A 14,575-nucleotide genomic window follows, 5' to 3' on the forward strand; every position below is an offset into this window, starting at 1 on the left:
TCTCCTCGTACCCGTCGTGCGCCGTCCCGCCCACCGCACGAGCGTAGACCGACCCATCGACGACATCGATGGGTGCAGCGAAGTCCGGCATTGGACCTATGCGTCGCGCCGGGCCACCGTGGAACCATGACCGCCACCCCCGCCACGCCGCCCATGTCGCCGGACCCCGCGCTCCCGGCTCTCGTCCCGCCCACGGTGGGCGACGTCCTCGACGCGCGGCGCACGCTCGGCGCCCACCTCGAGCCCACGCCCGTGCGGACCTACGAGCCCCTCGACACCGCGACCGGCGCGCGTGTCGTCGTCAAGCACGAGAACCTCCAGCCCACCGGGGCGTTCAAGGTCCGCGGAGCCCTCAACCTCCTCCTGCGCACCACCCCTGAGGAGCGCGCCCGCGGTGTCGTCGCGTTCTCCACGGGCAACCATGCGCAGGCGGTCGCCTTCGCCGCGCGGTCCACCGGCACGCCCTGCACGATCGTCATGCCCACGGACCCGAACCCGGTCAAGGCCCACGCGGTGCGCGCCCTCGGCGCCGGGCTCGTCCTGCACGGCGCCACGTTCGACGACGCGCGCGAGCACGCCACGGCGCTCGCCGGCGAGACCGGCGCGCGACTGGTCAGCGCCGCGAACGAGCCGCTGCTCGTCGCCGGGGTCGCGACGGCGTACCTCGAGCTGCTCGAGCAGGCGCCGGACCTCGACGCGGTCGTCGTCCCGGTGGGCGGGGGCAGTGGCGCGGCGGCCGCGTGCCTCGTCGCCCGCGCGGTCGCTCCCGACCTCGAGGTGGTGGCGGTCCAGTCGTCCGCGTCGCCGGCGGCGCACGACTCGTGGCGGTCGGGCGCGCTGCGGACGGCGCAGAACGCCAGCCGCGCCGAGGGCCTCGCGACCGGGTGCGGGTTCGCCCTGACGCAGGAGATCCTGCGCGCCCACCTCGACGACTTCGTGCTCGTCGACGACGACGCGCTCGACCGCGCGGCCGGTCTCTTCCTCACCGGTGCGCGCACCGTGGCCGAGACCGCGGGAGCGGCCGGGCTCGCCGCGGTGCTCGCGGACCCCGGCCGGTTCGCCGGACGCCGCGTGGGCGTCGTGTGCACCGGCGGCAACGCGAGCCCGGCCGAGCTGCGCCGTGTGCTCGCGACGGTCCCGGCCTAGGCTCGGTCGCATGGCCCGCTACCTCGACGTGCACCCCGACAACCCGCAGCCCCGCGTGATCGCGCAGGTCGTCGCGCTGCTCGGCGACGGCGGGCTCGTCGCCTACCCGACCGACTCCGGCTACGCGCTCGGGTGCCGCATGGACGACCGCGAGGGCACGGAGCGCATCCGCCGCATCCGCCACCTCGGCGACAAGCACCACTTCACGCTCGTGTGCGCGGACTTCGCCCAGCTCGGGCACTTCGTCATGGTCGACAACTCGGCGTTCCGCGCGATCAAGGCGGCGACCCCGGGCCCGTACACGTTCATCATGCGCGCGACGTCCGAGGTGCCGCGCCGCCTCGCGCACCCGAAGAAGCGGACCGTCGGCGTGCGCATCCCGGACGACACCGTGGCCCAGGCGATCGTCGCCGCGCTGGGCGAGCCCATCCTGTCGAGCTCTCTCATCCTCCCGGGCTCGGAGGAGGCGCTCACCGACGGGTGGGCGATCAAGGAGGAGCTCGACCACGTGATCGACGCCGTGGTCGACGGCGGCGAGCGCGGCAGCGCGCCCACCACGGTCGTCGACGTGTCCGACGGCGTGCCCGAGGTCGTGCGCGTCGGTGCGGGCGACCCGTCGCGCTTCGAGTAGGGCTGCTCAGGCCGCCGGGCCGAGGAGACGTCGCATCCGGGCGAGGTCCACCGGGTCGACGAGGACCGCGAGCTCGTGCCGCACCCACCACGCGCCCGTGCGCCGGCGCTCGTCGCGCGTCGAGAACCGGTACCGGAAGAGCCGCGCACGGACCCACCGCGGCGCAGGCCCGGCGGGACCGGCGTCAGGGTCCGCGCGCAGCAGGCGCAGCGTCGCGGGATCGGCCTCGAGGAGCCGTAGGAGCAGCACCTCGAACCACCGCACCTCCGGCGAGCCCAGCGCGAGGAACCACATCTGCCAGTCGAGCCGCAGGTGGTACGGCGCGACCTGCGGCGGACGACGGCGCACGTCGCCCGGCTTGCCGCGGAACGCGTACTCCACCCAGTCGTCCGGCCCGGGGGAGCGCGCGGTCGAGCCCTCGACCACGACCTCGTCCCGGCGTCGCGTCACCGACCCGAACGCGCCGTAGGCGTTGACCAGCCGCAGCGGGTCGAAGCTCGCGTTCATCAGCTGGCGGCGCGCCACGAGGTTGCGAGCCGGGCGGTAGCTCAGCGCGACCAGCAGCGCGCTCACCGCGACGACCACCACGACCAGGGCGACCGGACCGCCGAGGCCGCCCGCGCCGTCGGGGACGACGGCGGCAGCCGCGGACGGTGCCGAGCCGGCGAGGCCGAGCAAGCCGCCCACGGCCGCCCACGACCCGTCGCTCACGAGCGACAGCCCGAGCACCACCGTCAACCAGTTCAGCCACGCGAAGTTGCCCGTCACCACGAGCCACAGCTGCGTGAGGACCACCGCGGCGCCCGCCCAGGACGCCACCGGCTGCGGCGCGAAGAACAGGAACGGGACCACGAGCTGTGTCACGTGGTTGCCCGCCACCTCGACCCGGTGCCACCACCGCGGCAGGTGGTGGGCGTGCCAGGAGAACGGTCCGGGCAGCGGTTGGGTCTCGTGGTGGTAGTCCAGCGCCGTCAGGTCCCGCCACGCCCGGTCCCCGCGGATCTTGATCAGCCCTGCGCCGAGCTCCACGCGGAACAGGCACCACCGCGCCAGCAGGATCACCAGCACGGGAGGGGCCACGCCCCCGCCCGACGAACCCAGCCACGCGACGAGGAACGTCACCTCGCACAGCAGCGACTCCCACCCGAACCCGTAGAACCGCCCCCCGGCGTTCACGACCGACAGGTAGACGACCCACAGCACGAGGAACGCGAGGGTCGTGACCCACCACGGCCCGAGCTGCGGCACCCCGGCCACGAGCAGCGCCGCGAGCGACGCACCACCCCACCCGAGCCCCACGACGAACCCGTCGGTGCAGCGCCACCTCAGCACGCTCGGGCCGTCCCGCCACCGCGTCCGGTCGAGCACCCGCACCGCCGGCGTCAGTCCCCGCACCCCCAGCAGCGGCCGCCACTGGCGCACCACCGCCCAGAACGCCACCACGAGCACCGCCGCCGTGCCGCGCTGCAACACCTCGCGCGCGACGTCGTACCCACCCGCCCAGAACCACGAGCCCAGCCACTCGGCCGCTCCGGCCACCGAGGCGTCGTCCATCAGCCCACCGTAGACATGTGACCCGCGTCTCACCCGCCCGCCCGAGCCCGCACCGCGCACCCGCCCCTAGCATCGGGACATGAGCAGCCAGACGGACGCCCCCGGTCTCGAGCAGTCACAGCGGCGCATGCGCGAGGCAGGCGTCGCCACCGCCGCCATCGACGTCTTCACCCGCTTCTACCGCCTCCTCGAGTCCGGGGAGACCGGGATGATCTCCGAGGCCGACGTCGAGCCCCTCACCGACGTCGCCCACCGCGACGCCCTCGACGTCCCCGCCGACGACGCCCGCACCGCCCTCGGGCGCACCGCGATCATCAAGCTCAACGGCGGCCTCGGCACCTCCATGGGCATGGACCGCGCCAAGTCCCTCCTCACGGTGCGCGACGCCGACCCGCACCGCGGCGCCGACGCCGACCCGCTGACGTTCCTCGACGTCATCGTCGCCCAGGTCCGCGCCGCCCGGCACGCCACCGGCGCCACCCTCCCGCTCCTGCTCATGAACAGCTTCCGCACCCAGGCCGACACCCTCGACGCGCTCGCCCCCCACGACGACCTCGCCGTCGAGGGCCTCCCGCTCGACTTCCTCCAGAACCGCGAGCCCAAGCTCCTCGCCACCGACCTCACCCCCGTCGACTGGCCCGCCGACCCCGGGCTCGAGTGGTGCCCGCCCGGTCACGGCGACCTCTACACCGCCCTCTACGCGTCAGGAGCCCTCCGCGCGCTCCTGGACGCCGGCTACCGGTACGCCAGCGTCTCCAACTCCGACAACCTCGGCGCAGCGCCGGACGCCGCCATGGCCGGCTGGTTCGCCGCGTCCGGCGCCCCCTTCGCCGCCGAGGTCGCCCGCCGCACGCCCGCGGACCGCAAGGGCGGCCACCTCGTCGTGCGCCGCGCCGACGGCCGCATCGTCCTGCGCGAGACCGCCCAGACACCCGACGCCGACGCGGACGCCGCCGCCGACATCACGCGCCACCGCTACTTCAACACCAACAACCTCTGGTTCGACCTCGAGGCGCTCGCGGCCGAGCTCGAGCGGACCGGCGGGGTGCTCGAGCTGCCGCTCATCCGGAACACGAAGACGGTCGACCCGACGGACCCGTCGTCGCCCGAGGTGATCCAGGTCGAGTCGGCGATGGGCGCGGCGGTCGAGGTGTTCGACGGCGCGGTGGCGATCGAGGTCGGCCGGGACCGGTTCCTCCCGGTCAAGACGACGAACGACCTCCTCGTGCTGCGCTCCGACGTCTACGAGCTCGACGACGCGTACCGCTTCGTCGCGCGGGCCGACGCACCGCTCGTCGACCTCGACCCGGCGCACTACAAGACCATCGCGGGGTTCGACGCGCGCTTCGACGACGGCACGCCGTCGTTGCGGGGAGCCCGGTCGCTCACCGTCCGCGGCGACTGGTCGTTCGGTGGGGGAGTGACCGTCGTGGACGACGCCCGGCTCGACGACGAGGGCGGCGCCGCGCGCGTACCCGACGGCGCCGTCGTGGGCCCGGACGGCGTGAGCGACTGACGGGTTGTCAGGGCGAGAGATCACTCGGGCGTGCTGACGCCCTGACACGTCGTGCGCTGCGCGCCCGTGTCAGGGCGACACGTCACCCGCGTGACCCGTCGCCCTGACACGAGGGTTCAGCGGTCCAGGTCGACGACGCGGTCCTCGCCGCGGCGCGCACGGAGCCCGCCGGCCGAGGCGGCCGCGAGGTCGGCGTCGAACCGGGCGAGGTCGGCGGGCGCGACGAGCACCGTGAAGCGCGCGACCTCCTCGTACGCGACCCCCGCGAGGACGGCGTCGTGCGTGCCCGCCCAGTCGTGCAGCACGCCGTGCAGACGACCTGCGTCGGCGTGGGGGACGTCGACGGTGACGACCGTGCGCACGGCGCGACGGACGACGCGCGCGACGTCCAGGGCCTCGCTCACCGCGGACGAGTAGGCGCGCACGAGCCCGCCCGCACCGAGCAGCACGCCGCCGAAGTACCGCGTGACCACCGCGACGACGTCCGTGAGCGCGCGGTGCCGCAGCACCTCGAGCATGGGGACGCCCGCGGTGCCGGAGGGCTCGCCGTCGTCGGTGGAACGCTGCTGGTCCGCGTGCGGGCCGACGACGAGCGCCACGCAGTGGTGACGCGCGTCCCAGTGCTCCTTGCGCACGCGCGCGACCACGGCGTCAGCCGCCGCGACGTCCGCCACCGGCGCGAGGTGGGTGAGGAACCGCGACCTCTTGACGACCAGCTCGTGGTCGACCGGGCGGGCGATCGTGCCCGGCAGCTCGTCGGCGCCCGTGCTCGTCCCCACCCGCCGACCCTACGGTCAGTCGGTGCCGCTCTCCATCGCGGCGCGATCGAGCAGCTCGTCGTCGGCGTCCACCGTGCCACGCGACGCGATGACCTCGGCGCCGCCCTCGGCCATCGCGCCGATGAGCGCGGTCTGCCCCTGGTCGGCGCCGACGAGCGTGGCGTGCGCGCTGCCGACGATGCCGAGGACGGCGTACTGCTCGAGCTTGGCGCGCGAGTCGGCGATGTCGAGGTTGCGCATGGTGAGCTGGCCGATGCGGTCCATCGGGCCGAACGCCGAGTCCTCGGTGCGCTCCATGGAGAGCTTGTCCGGGTGGTAGCTGAACGCAGGCCCGGACGTGTCCATCACCGAGTAGTCCTCGCCGCGGCGCAGCCGGAGCGTGACCTCGCCCGTGACGGCGGTGCTGACCCAGCGCTGCAGGGACTCGCGGATCATGAGCGCCTGCGGGTCGAGCCAGCGGCCCTCGTACATGAGGCGACCGAGCCGCCGGCCCTCGTTGTGGTACTGGGCGAGCGTGTCCTCGTTGTGGATCGCGTTGACGAGGCGCTCGTAGGCGGCGTGCAGCAGCGCCATGCCCGGGGCCTCGTAGATGCCGCGGCTCTTCGCCTCGATGATCCGGTTCTCGATCTGGTCCGACATGCCGAGGCCGTGCCGGCCACCGACCGCGTTCGCCGCCATCACCAGGTCGACGGGCGAGGCGAACTCCTGACCGTCGATCGACACGGGACGACCCTCGTGGAAGCCGATCGTCACGTCCTCCGTGGCGATCTCGACCTCGGGGTCCCAGAAGCGCACGCCCATGATCGGCTCGACGGTCTCGACGCCGGTGTCGAGGTGCTCCAGCGTCTTCGCCTCGTGGGTCGCGCCCCAGATGTTGGCGTCGGTCGAGTAGGCCTTCTCGGTGCTGTCGCGGTAGGGGAGCCCGTGCGCGAGCAGCCACTGCGACATCTCCGTGCGCCCGCCGAGCTCGGTGACGAAGTCGGCGTCGAGCCACGGCTTGTAGATGCGCAGGTGCGGGTTCGCGAGGAGTCCGTAGCGGTAGAACCGCTCGATGTCGTTGCCCTTGAACGTCGACCCGTCGCCCCAGATCTGCACGTCGTCCTCGCGCATGGCGCGGACGAGGAGCGTCCCGGTGACGGCGCGGCCCAGGGGAGTGGTGTTGAAGTACGAGCGCCCGCCCGAGCGGACGTGGAACGCGCCGCACGCGAGCGCGGCGAGTCCTTCCTCGACCAGCGCCGCGCGGCAGTCGACCAGTCGCGCCACCTCGGCGCCGTAGGCCGTGGCGCGGCTCGGGACGGAGGCGATGTCCGGCTCGTCGTACTGGCCGATGTCGGCGGTGTAGGTGCAGGGCACGGCGCCCTTGTCGCGCATCCAGGCGACGGCGACGGACGTGTCGAGACCACCGGAGAACGCGATGCCGACGCGCTCGCCGACGGGCAGGGAGGTGAGGACCTTGGACATGGAGAAGAGTATGCGCCATCTCGCATAGGTATGCAAAGAAGCGGCGGAGTCGGCTCGAGGTGGCGCGCGACAGCCTCCGCTGGGGCTCGCGCGCGTCGTACAGATAAAAGTGTGCCAAGCGCGTATCCTCCCCACCATGGCACCTCGCGCAGCGACCGACGCCGAGCCTCGAGCCGGGGGATCACCTCTCGGCCCGCCGGTGGGCCGGTATCCGCGCCCGACCGTCTCGCTCGCGGAGGCGGAGTGGGTGTGGCGTCTCCTCGCGACGGAGGCGATGGTCGAGGCGGCGAAGCCCGAGACCGTGCGCCTCGCGGTCATCACGGGCCTGACCCGGGCGACCGGCGCGCGCTACTCGGACCTGCTGCGCTGCACCGCCGACGCGATCGACCTCGGGCCGGCGGGGCCGCGAGCGGGGGAGGGGAGGGTCGTGCTCACGCACGGCAAGCACCGCACGGTCCGCGAGCACGTGCTCAGCGCGAGCGTCGTCGTGGTGCTGCGCCGGTGGATGGCGGTGCGCGCCGAGCTCGCCGCCGAGCTCGAGGGCTCGGTGCCCCGCGCGCTGCTGCTCACCGTGCACCACACGCACGACAACGGCGTGACGATCTCGAGCGGCCTGCCGATCACGAAGCAGGGTCTCGTGCTCTCGTGGCGCCGATTCGTGCACCGGACGAACGCCCGGTACGGCGGTGTGCGGGCCCCTCTGCCGACGCGGTTCGAGCAGGTGCGCCGCGCCTGGGTCGAGGCGTCAGGGCCCGTCGGGCCGGACGGGATCCTCGTCGGCCCGGGTCTCGGTGCGGACGCCGGGCGGGACGCCCTCCTCGCCGCCGAGCTCCTGGAAGAGCGTGACGTGGAGACCGGCGGGGGCGTCGAGCCGTGAGTTGAGCGAGTTCCACGGCGTGCGGGTCGGGGGAGCGACGAGCTGCGCGCCGGCGCCGACGAGGCGCTCGGTGGCGGCCGCGGCGTCGTCCACCTCGAACGCGACGCGGAGGTGCCCGGCGACCTGTCGGCCCACCTCGAGGTCGTCGATCGCCCGCTTGTGCGCGGGGTTCGCGATCTCGAGCGTCGCGTGCCCCACGTCGAGGATGGCGACCCGCTCGTCGTCACCGTCGGCATAGGCCACACGCTCGGGGAGACCCAGCACGTCGCGGTAGAACGTGAGGGCAGCGTCGTAGTCCTCGGCCTCGACGACGAGGCGCAGCTGGCGGACGGGGGGTTCTGTAGGCGGCATGCGATCACCGTAGTCCGTTTGTCGATATAAATAGTGTGCCAAGCGCGCCCTACTCGTTACTCGCCACCCGACAGACCTCACCACAGAGCGCCGAAAGAGCATGGCGCACGCGAAGGGCGCGCCTCCCGACGGGGGAGACGCGCCCTTCGTGGGAGAGGCGGGTCAGGGCTCGCCGACCGCACCGTCCGCAGCCTGCGCAGCGGCGCCCTTCTCGCTGTCGGCGCCGGCGGTGGAGAGAGCCCCGCCGGTCGACTCGAGGTGCGCCCGCACGAACCAGTGGAACAGCTCGAGCTCGTGGAGGTGACCGATGAGCAGGTCGTTGGTCACGTCGTCGATGCCCTCGGTCGCGGTCGCGGCCTCACGGTGCTCGGTGATGACGCCCACGTACACCTCGTCGAGGGCACCGAGGTGCGCGATCGTCGAGTCCCGGCCGAGGGAGTAGTCGTCCCACGTCCGGGCAGCGACCAGCGACCCGGGGGTTCCCTGCGGCGAGACGCCGAGCGTGGCGATGCGCTCCGCGATCGCGTCGACCATGGCGCGGACGGCGTCCACCTGGGGGTCGATCATCTCGTGGACGGCGATGAAGTGCGGGCCCACGACGTTCCAGTGGATGTGCTTGAGCGTGAGCTGGAGGTCGTTCAGCGCGTGCAGTCGCTGCTGCAGGATCGCGGCGGCCTTCGCTCCCTCCTCGGGCGTGAGCGACGGGACGGTGTACTTCGGCAGGTCGGGACGAGCAGCCATGTGGCGCCTCCTCGTGTCGGTGCGCACGCCGCCGGAGGCGGCGGACGGGCGGACGGCTCCGTCGGCTCCATCCTGGTCCGGTCCTGCGCGGCACGCAGGTCGAGCGTCAGTCCCGCGGCAGGACGAGCACCGTCAGGCCGAGGAGAGCCAGCCCACCGAGCGCGACACCGACCGGCACCGCGGACGCCCCGGCGACGAACAGGAGCACGAGCCCGACGAGCTGGAGCGCCACCTGGATCACGACGAGGCGACGCGCGTCCGGCACGAGCGCGCGCACCTCGACGGCGGCCGTCGCCGGGACGTGCGCGCACCACCACGAGAGGCGGAGCACGAGGTGCGCGAGCGGCAGGAGGGCGAGGACGACGGGGTCGAACGGTCCGGGACCGCCGGCGAGGGCGAGCCCGCCGAGCACCACGAGGACGTGCGGGACGGGCGGTCGGCAGAGCCCCGCGACGATCGCTCCGACGGAGACGGCGAGGCTCCACCGGAGGGCCGGGTCCCCGACGACGGGCACGAGCGCGATCCCCGTGTACGCGGTGGCGACGAGCAGGAGCGCGACGCGCAGCATGAGCCCACCGACGGTCGCGCCGGTCACGACCTCGACGCGGGGCGGCGTCGTCGCCTCCGAGGCGTCGCGCGACGCCCGGAGCCCGGTCATCGCGCACCGCCACGGCCGGCTCGCGGGGCGCGCGCGAGACGGCGCTCGTGCCGGCGCGCGGCCATCTCGAGCGCGCCGCGGGCGTCGGGCTCCGTCCGTCCGGCGTCGGTCCGGGTGTCGGGCAGCCACCGCACGACGTCGACCCCGGCCGCGCGCAGGACGTCGACGCGGTCCTCGCGCTCCCGTCGTGTGATCTGCCAGGCGAGCACGACCCGTCGGTCCGCGTCGGTGACCGCGACCGGCGGGAGCGTGTCGACGACCACGACGACGTGCCCGGCGTCGTGCCACTGCCGCGCGAGGCGGGGCGCCTCGTCGTCGAGCAGGGTCGAGAAGAGGTAGACGGCCGAACCGGCAGGGACCTGCGGGGGGCGCAGCCGCGTGGACGGGTCACCGACCGGGCGCGCGAGCGCGAGGCCGTGCAGGACGCGCCGCAGGTGACGCCGCCCGCCACCGGGACGGACGGGCCGGCGGAGCTGGCCGAGGTCGTCGAGCGCGACCCGGTCGCCGGCGTCCAGGACGACCTGCGCGACGGACGCCGCGGCGTGGCGCGCGAGGTCGAGCGACGTCGCCTCGTCGGGACGCCGGAACCCGACGCCGCCCCACGTGGCGAGGTCGGCGCCGACCTCGTCGCGCGAGTCGAGCACGAGCACCACGGTGGCCTCCGCGGTGCCGAACGTGCGGCGCACGTAGAGCGTGTCGAGCGCCGGGGAGCGTCGCGCGGTCGCCCGCCAGTCGACGCGTCGCACGGTGTCCCCGGGCCGGAAGGCGTCGACGTCGCGCAGCTCGGAGCCCTCGCCGGGCCGGCGTGACGTGTGCGGACCGGCGAGCCCGCGCAGGCGGGAGGCGAGAGGCACCCGGCCGAGCGTCACCGGGCGCGGCAGGACCAGCAGCGGCGGGCCGACCGTCGTCGACGGGACCTGCTCCTCGACGCCCTCGGGGCCGTAGGCGGCGTGGTCCACGCGGTACGACGGCTGCGGCCCGGTGCGGACCGATCGCGTGCTCACGGCGATCTCGCGCTCCGTCGTGCCGGTGACGGCGAGGGTGCGCTCGGCGGTGAGGTTCGCCGGCCCCACGACGCGGACGCTGACGGTCTCCACGCCCGGCGGGGAGGTGATCCGCAGCCGGGCGCCGAGGGTTCCGGCGGGTGCCTCGGGTTCGGGTGCGACAGCCACCGTCACGAAGCCCTCAGGACGCCGCGTCCGCCCCCACGTCGCGCTGAGCAGCGCCGGCAGCCCCAGCAGCGCGACGTCGGCGCGGCGCGCCACGAGCCCGACGGCGAGGAGGACGACCCCGACGGTCGTCCCGGCCGCGAGCGCCGTCGTGGTGCGCCACACGGGTGCGCTGGTGGGGCGGTCGGGGATGCTCACCCGCGCCCGCCGGCGACGGTGGTGGGGCCGGGGACGGTGGCGAGGAGGGAGCGCACGAGGGCTTCGGGGTGCCGGTCGGCGGCCCAGGCGGCGGGGGTGAGGGTGAGGCGGTGGGCGAGGACGGGGACGGCGACGCGCTTGACGTCCTCGGGCAGGACGTAGTCGCGGCCGTCGAGGACGGCGACGCTGCGGGCGAGGAGGGCGAGGTTCTGGGAGCCGCGGGGTGAGGCGCCGACCTCGAGGGCGTCGTGGGTGCGGGTGGCGGCGGCGAGGTCGACGCAGTAGCCGATGACGTCGGGGTCGATGTCGACGGTCTCGACGCCGGCCTGCATGGCGAGGACGGTGCGGTGGTCGACGACCTGGGTGACGGTGGGGTCGTCGTGGCGGCGGGCGACGCGGCGGGTGAGGACCTCGCGTTCTTCGTCGCGGGCGGGGTAGCCGACGGCGAGCCGGACCATGAAGCGGTCGAGCTGGGCTTCCGGCAGGGGGTAGGTGCCCTCGTACTCGACGGGGTTGGACGTGGCGACGACGTGGAAGGGGCGGGGCAGGGGGTGGGTGGTGCCGTCGACGGTGACCTGGCGCTCGGCCATGGCCTCGAGGAGCGCGGACTGGGTCTTGGGGGCGGTGCGGTTGATCTCGTCGGCGAGGAAGAGGCCGGTGAAGACGGGACCGGGGCGGAACTCGAAGGTGCGGGTCGCGGGGTCGTAGACGGCGGACCCGGTGATGTCGGAGGGCAGGAGGTCGGGGGTGCACTGGAGGCGGGCGAAGTCGAGGCCGAGGGCGCGGGCGAGGCTGCGTGCGGCGAGGGTCTTGCCGAGGCCGGGGACGTCCTCGAAGAGCACGTGCCCGCCGGCGAGGACGGTGGCGAGGGCGAGGGTGAGGGTCTCGCGCATGCCGACGACGGCGGTGGCGACCTCGTCGAGGATGCGTCGGGAGTGCTCGGCGACGTCGGTCACGGGGAGGGGGGCGACGTGGGCGGTGGCGTCGGCGCTCCGGTCGTCGGGCCGGGGGGTCCAGGAGGTCAACGGGGTGTCCCTTCGTCGGGTGGCGGCGTGGTGGCGAGTCGTTCGACGGCGTCGAGCCAGGTCTGGAGCTGCCGGGGGGTGGGCAGCGTGCCGTGGGTGGCGTGGTCGTGGAGGCCGTGGGCGGTCGGGGTGCCGAGGAGCGGCTCGGCGCGGGTGGCGACGTGGGGGTCGGCGAGGTCTCCGTGGAGGCCGTGGCGGGCGAGCTGGTGGTCGGCGAGGGTGCGGACTCGTCGGGCGGCGCGGTCGGTGACGCGTCCGTCCTTGCCGAGGATCGCCCAGCCGAGGTCGGAGACGTCGCGCCGGGCGCCGTCGCGGTGCAGGGGCGGGACCTGAGGCCAGGTCCCGTCTGCGGTGTACTCGGCGCTGTGCCACAGCAGGAGGGCGCTGAGGCCGGCGGCGGCGAGCATGACGGCGTGGGCGGCGGAGGAGCCGAGGACGACGAGCGCGATCGCGGTGAGGACGACGAGGATCGCGGGCGGCGCGGCGCGGCGCAGGATCGCGGGGAGGTGGTTCATGCGTCCGGGGTCCGGTCGGGGGCGTCGATCGCGAGGTCGTCGGCGAGGCGGCGCAGGGCGTCGCGGGCGGTCTGGACGTCGCTCGTGCCGATGTCCGCGTCGCGGAACCGGGCGCGGTGGTAGAGGGCACGCAGCGTGGCGACGGCTTCGGGGTCGGCGCGGGTGCGGTCGAGCACGGCGACGGTGAACTCGGTGGGGGTCTGCGCGGGGTCGCGGTGCGCGCCCGCGAGCGCCGCGGCGTCCTCGAGGGCGACCCAGGCGGCGACGACGGCGTCGCGCGGGGGGACGGCGGCGGTGAGGTGCTGCTGGGCGGTGCTCAGGCCGTCGCGCAGGTGGGGCGCGACGTCGTCCTCGGGGGTGCCGAGGAGGGTGTGCCCGGGGGTGGCGGTGACGGGGGGTGCGGGGGTGCCGCTGCGGCGGATGCGTGCGAGGACGTTGCGCAGGGCAAGGACGGCGATGACGAGCAGGGCGAGTCCGGCGAGCGCGAGCAGGACGTCGCCGAGGCCGAACGGGGCGTCGTCGAGGGGTGGCGGGGGTGGTGGTTCGACCGGTGGTGTGATCGGGGCGGGGGGTGGTTCGGGGGGCGGTGCCTGGTCTCCGGAGAGGGCCGAGAGCCAGCTGGGGGCGTTCCAGCTCCAGGGTGTGCCGGTGGCGGCGGCGGCGAGCACGACGGTGGCGAGGGTGGTGACGAGCGCGACGTGGCGCGGGCCGGGACGGCGGGACGGGGTCGTGTGCGTCGTGCCGGGCGGTGTCGTGGGTGCCCCCTGCGGTGCGGTCATGCCCGGGCGAGCGTCTCGGCGTGGACGCCGGCGACGGCGGCGGTGAGGAACGCGGCGGGGTCCTGGTCGAGGCCGCGTCCCATGGTGGACAGACGGACGGGGGCGTCGCGCAGGGCGCGCAGCAGCAAGGCGTCGGTGGTGACGTCGACGCGCTGGTGGCGCCCGGTGGGGGCGACGAGGGTGGCGGCCTGCTCGGCGATCCGCGCGGTGAGGTGCGGTCCCCACCCGGGGAGGGACTCGACGTCGGGCTCCGGGAGGGGGACGACGACGTCGCACGCGGTGAGGGCGACGCGCCCGTAGGCGGTGAGGGAGTGGTGGGAGACGCCGAGGTGGCGGTCGCGGGGGTCGGCGCCCGAGACGCGCAGGGAGGCGATCGCCCGGCCGCCGAGGGTCGACGTGGCGTTGAGGGCCTCGCCGGCGGCGACGCCGGAGTATCCCCACCGGGTGCCGGTGCCGAGGTTGCCGGGTCCCTGGGCGACGACGACGAGGTCGGCGCCGACGACGTGGCGGGCGGCGAGGAGGCCGGTGTGGACGGTGACGGCCTCGAGGTCGCCGCCGTACGCCTGCCCGACGGTGACGCAGGCCTCGAGCCAGCCGGTCTCGCGCAGGGTCGCGACGGTGCGGGAGAACGCGGCGGGCAGCGCGCCGCCGTCGGTCATGACGTAGGCGACGCGGGGTACGGGCCGGCCCGCGAGCGCCGCGGCGTGCCGGGCGCCGGCGACGATCGCGGGCAGGGCGGAGTGGAGGTCGGCGACGACGACGGGGGTCGCGTGGAGGTCGTCGGCGTCGCGGAGGGTGTCGTGGTGGGGCGACTCCTGCTCGTCGACGCCGAGGACGAGGGCCTGCAGGGGCGTGTACCGGGCCTTGACGAGGTGGCCGGGTCCGGGGGCGGGGTCGGGCGGCACGGGGGTGCCGGGTGCGGCGGGCCCGACGACGAGGGCGTACCCGCCGGTGCCGAGGCCGCGCGCGAGGGCGGAGACGTTGAGGAGGAGGCTGTCCCCGGCGTCGGGGGTGCCGACGAGGTCGGTGTAGGCCAGGGCGCGGACGGTGGCGAGGGGTGTGTCGTCCGCACCCGCGAGGGGGTCGTCGAGCTCGACGGTGAGCTCCTGCGCGCCGGGCCAGGCCCGTCCTCGCGACACCACGGTCCCGGTTCGCCACGTGATCACGTCGCTCAC

The 14,575-nt window shown here is 74.9% G+C and carries 14 protein-coding genes; 3 read left to right on the plus strand and 11 right to left on the minus strand.

The window, feature by feature from the left end; genetic code table 11:
• Positions 1-126 precede the first annotated feature (126 nt).
• Positions 127-1,146 carry a threonine ammonia-lyase gene (locus tag ACZCLJ_RS03265; protein ID WP_463105460.1) on the plus strand — a complete coding sequence of 340 codons (1,020 nt, stop codon included), beginning with the start codon at positions 127-129 and terminating at the stop codon, positions 1,144-1,146.
• Between the two features lie 10 nt (positions 1,147-1,156).
• Positions 1,157-1,777 (plus strand): L-threonylcarbamoyladenylate synthase, encoded by a 621-nt coding sequence (locus ACZCLJ_RS03270; RefSeq protein WP_251151007.1) that lies wholly within the window; start codon positions 1,157-1,159, stop codon positions 1,775-1,777.
• Positions 1,778-1,783: 6 nt separating this feature from the next.
• Here the strand turns inward: ACZCLJ_RS03270 and ACZCLJ_RS03275 are convergent, their stop codons facing one another.
• Entirely contained in the window at positions 1,784-3,331 is a 1,548-nt protein-coding gene (locus ACZCLJ_RS03275) for a lipase maturation factor family protein (protein ID WP_463105461.1), read from the minus strand.
• A gap of 79 nt (positions 3,332-3,410) precedes the next feature.
• Between ACZCLJ_RS03275 and ACZCLJ_RS03280 the strand changes: the two genes are divergently transcribed.
• The gene (locus ACZCLJ_RS03280) at positions 3,411-4,847 is read left to right on the plus strand and encodes a UTP--glucose-1-phosphate uridylyltransferase (RefSeq protein WP_463105462.1); all 1,437 of its coding nucleotides are present in this window, start codon (positions 3,411-3,413) and stop codon (positions 4,845-4,847) included.
• A 116-nt stretch (positions 4,848-4,963) separates the two neighbouring features.
• Here the strand turns inward: ACZCLJ_RS03280 and ACZCLJ_RS03285 are convergent, their stop codons facing one another.
• The 10 genes from ACZCLJ_RS03285 to ACZCLJ_RS03330 all read right to left on the minus strand — a co-directional run bounded on the left by ACZCLJ_RS03285 (position 4,964) and on the right by ACZCLJ_RS03330 (position 14,566).
• Positions 4,964-5,626 (minus strand): IMPACT family protein, encoded by a 663-nt coding sequence (locus tag ACZCLJ_RS03285; protein WP_251151004.1) that lies wholly within the window; start codon positions 5,624-5,626, stop codon positions 4,964-4,966.
• A 15-nt stretch (positions 5,627-5,641) separates the two neighbouring features.
• Positions 5,642-7,087 carry an argininosuccinate synthase gene (gene argG, locus ACZCLJ_RS03290; RefSeq protein WP_251151003.1) on the minus strand — a complete coding sequence of 482 codons (1,446 nt, stop codon included), beginning with the start codon at positions 7,085-7,087 and terminating at the stop codon, positions 5,642-5,644.
• A gap of 745 nt (positions 7,088-7,832) precedes the next feature.
• Positions 7,833-8,315 carry a VOC family protein gene (locus ACZCLJ_RS03295; protein WP_251151002.1) on the minus strand — a complete coding sequence of 161 codons (483 nt, stop codon included), beginning with the start codon at positions 8,313-8,315 and terminating at the stop codon, positions 7,833-7,835.
• 162 nt (positions 8,316-8,477) lie between these two features.
• A complete protein-coding gene (locus tag ACZCLJ_RS03300) occupies positions 8,478-9,056 on the minus strand; it encodes a Dps family protein (RefSeq protein WP_251151001.1) in 579 nt (192 codons plus the stop codon).
• Positions 9,057-9,162: 106 nt separating this feature from the next.
• The gene (locus ACZCLJ_RS03305; protein WP_463105463.1) at positions 9,163-9,714 is read right to left on the minus strand and encodes a hypothetical protein; all 552 of its coding nucleotides are present in this window, start codon (positions 9,712-9,714) and stop codon (positions 9,163-9,165) included.
• Positions 9,711-11,081, minus strand: a complete 1,371-nt coding sequence (locus ACZCLJ_RS03310) for a DUF58 domain-containing protein (protein ID WP_463105464.1) — start codon at positions 11,079-11,081, stop codon at positions 9,711-9,713. The genes ACZCLJ_RS03305 and ACZCLJ_RS03310 overlap by 4 nt, the downstream gene beginning before the upstream one ends.
• Positions 11,078-12,106 carry an AAA family ATPase gene (locus ACZCLJ_RS03315; RefSeq protein ID WP_251150998.1) on the minus strand — a complete coding sequence of 343 codons (1,029 nt, stop codon included), beginning with the start codon at positions 12,104-12,106 and terminating at the stop codon, positions 11,078-11,080. Before ACZCLJ_RS03315 ends, ACZCLJ_RS03310 begins: the two co-directional genes overlap by 4 nt.
• Complete coding sequence (locus ACZCLJ_RS03320; protein WP_251150997.1) at positions 12,103-12,621, minus strand: hypothetical protein; 519 nt, start codon at positions 12,619-12,621, stop codon at positions 12,103-12,105. The genes ACZCLJ_RS03315 and ACZCLJ_RS03320 overlap by 4 nt, the downstream gene beginning before the upstream one ends.
• A complete protein-coding gene (locus ACZCLJ_RS03325; RefSeq protein ID WP_463105465.1) occupies positions 12,618-13,400 on the minus strand; it encodes a DUF4129 domain-containing protein in 783 nt (260 codons plus the stop codon). The genes ACZCLJ_RS03320 and ACZCLJ_RS03325 overlap by 4 nt, the downstream gene beginning before the upstream one ends.
• Positions 13,397-14,566 (minus strand): DUF3866 family protein, encoded by a 1,170-nt coding sequence (locus ACZCLJ_RS03330; RefSeq protein ID WP_463105466.1) that lies wholly within the window; start codon positions 14,564-14,566, stop codon positions 13,397-13,399. The genes ACZCLJ_RS03325 and ACZCLJ_RS03330 overlap by 4 nt, the downstream gene beginning before the upstream one ends.
• Positions 14,567-14,575: the final 9 nt, after the last annotated feature.

The organism is Cellulosimicrobium sp. So1_17, assembly GCF_055181235.1.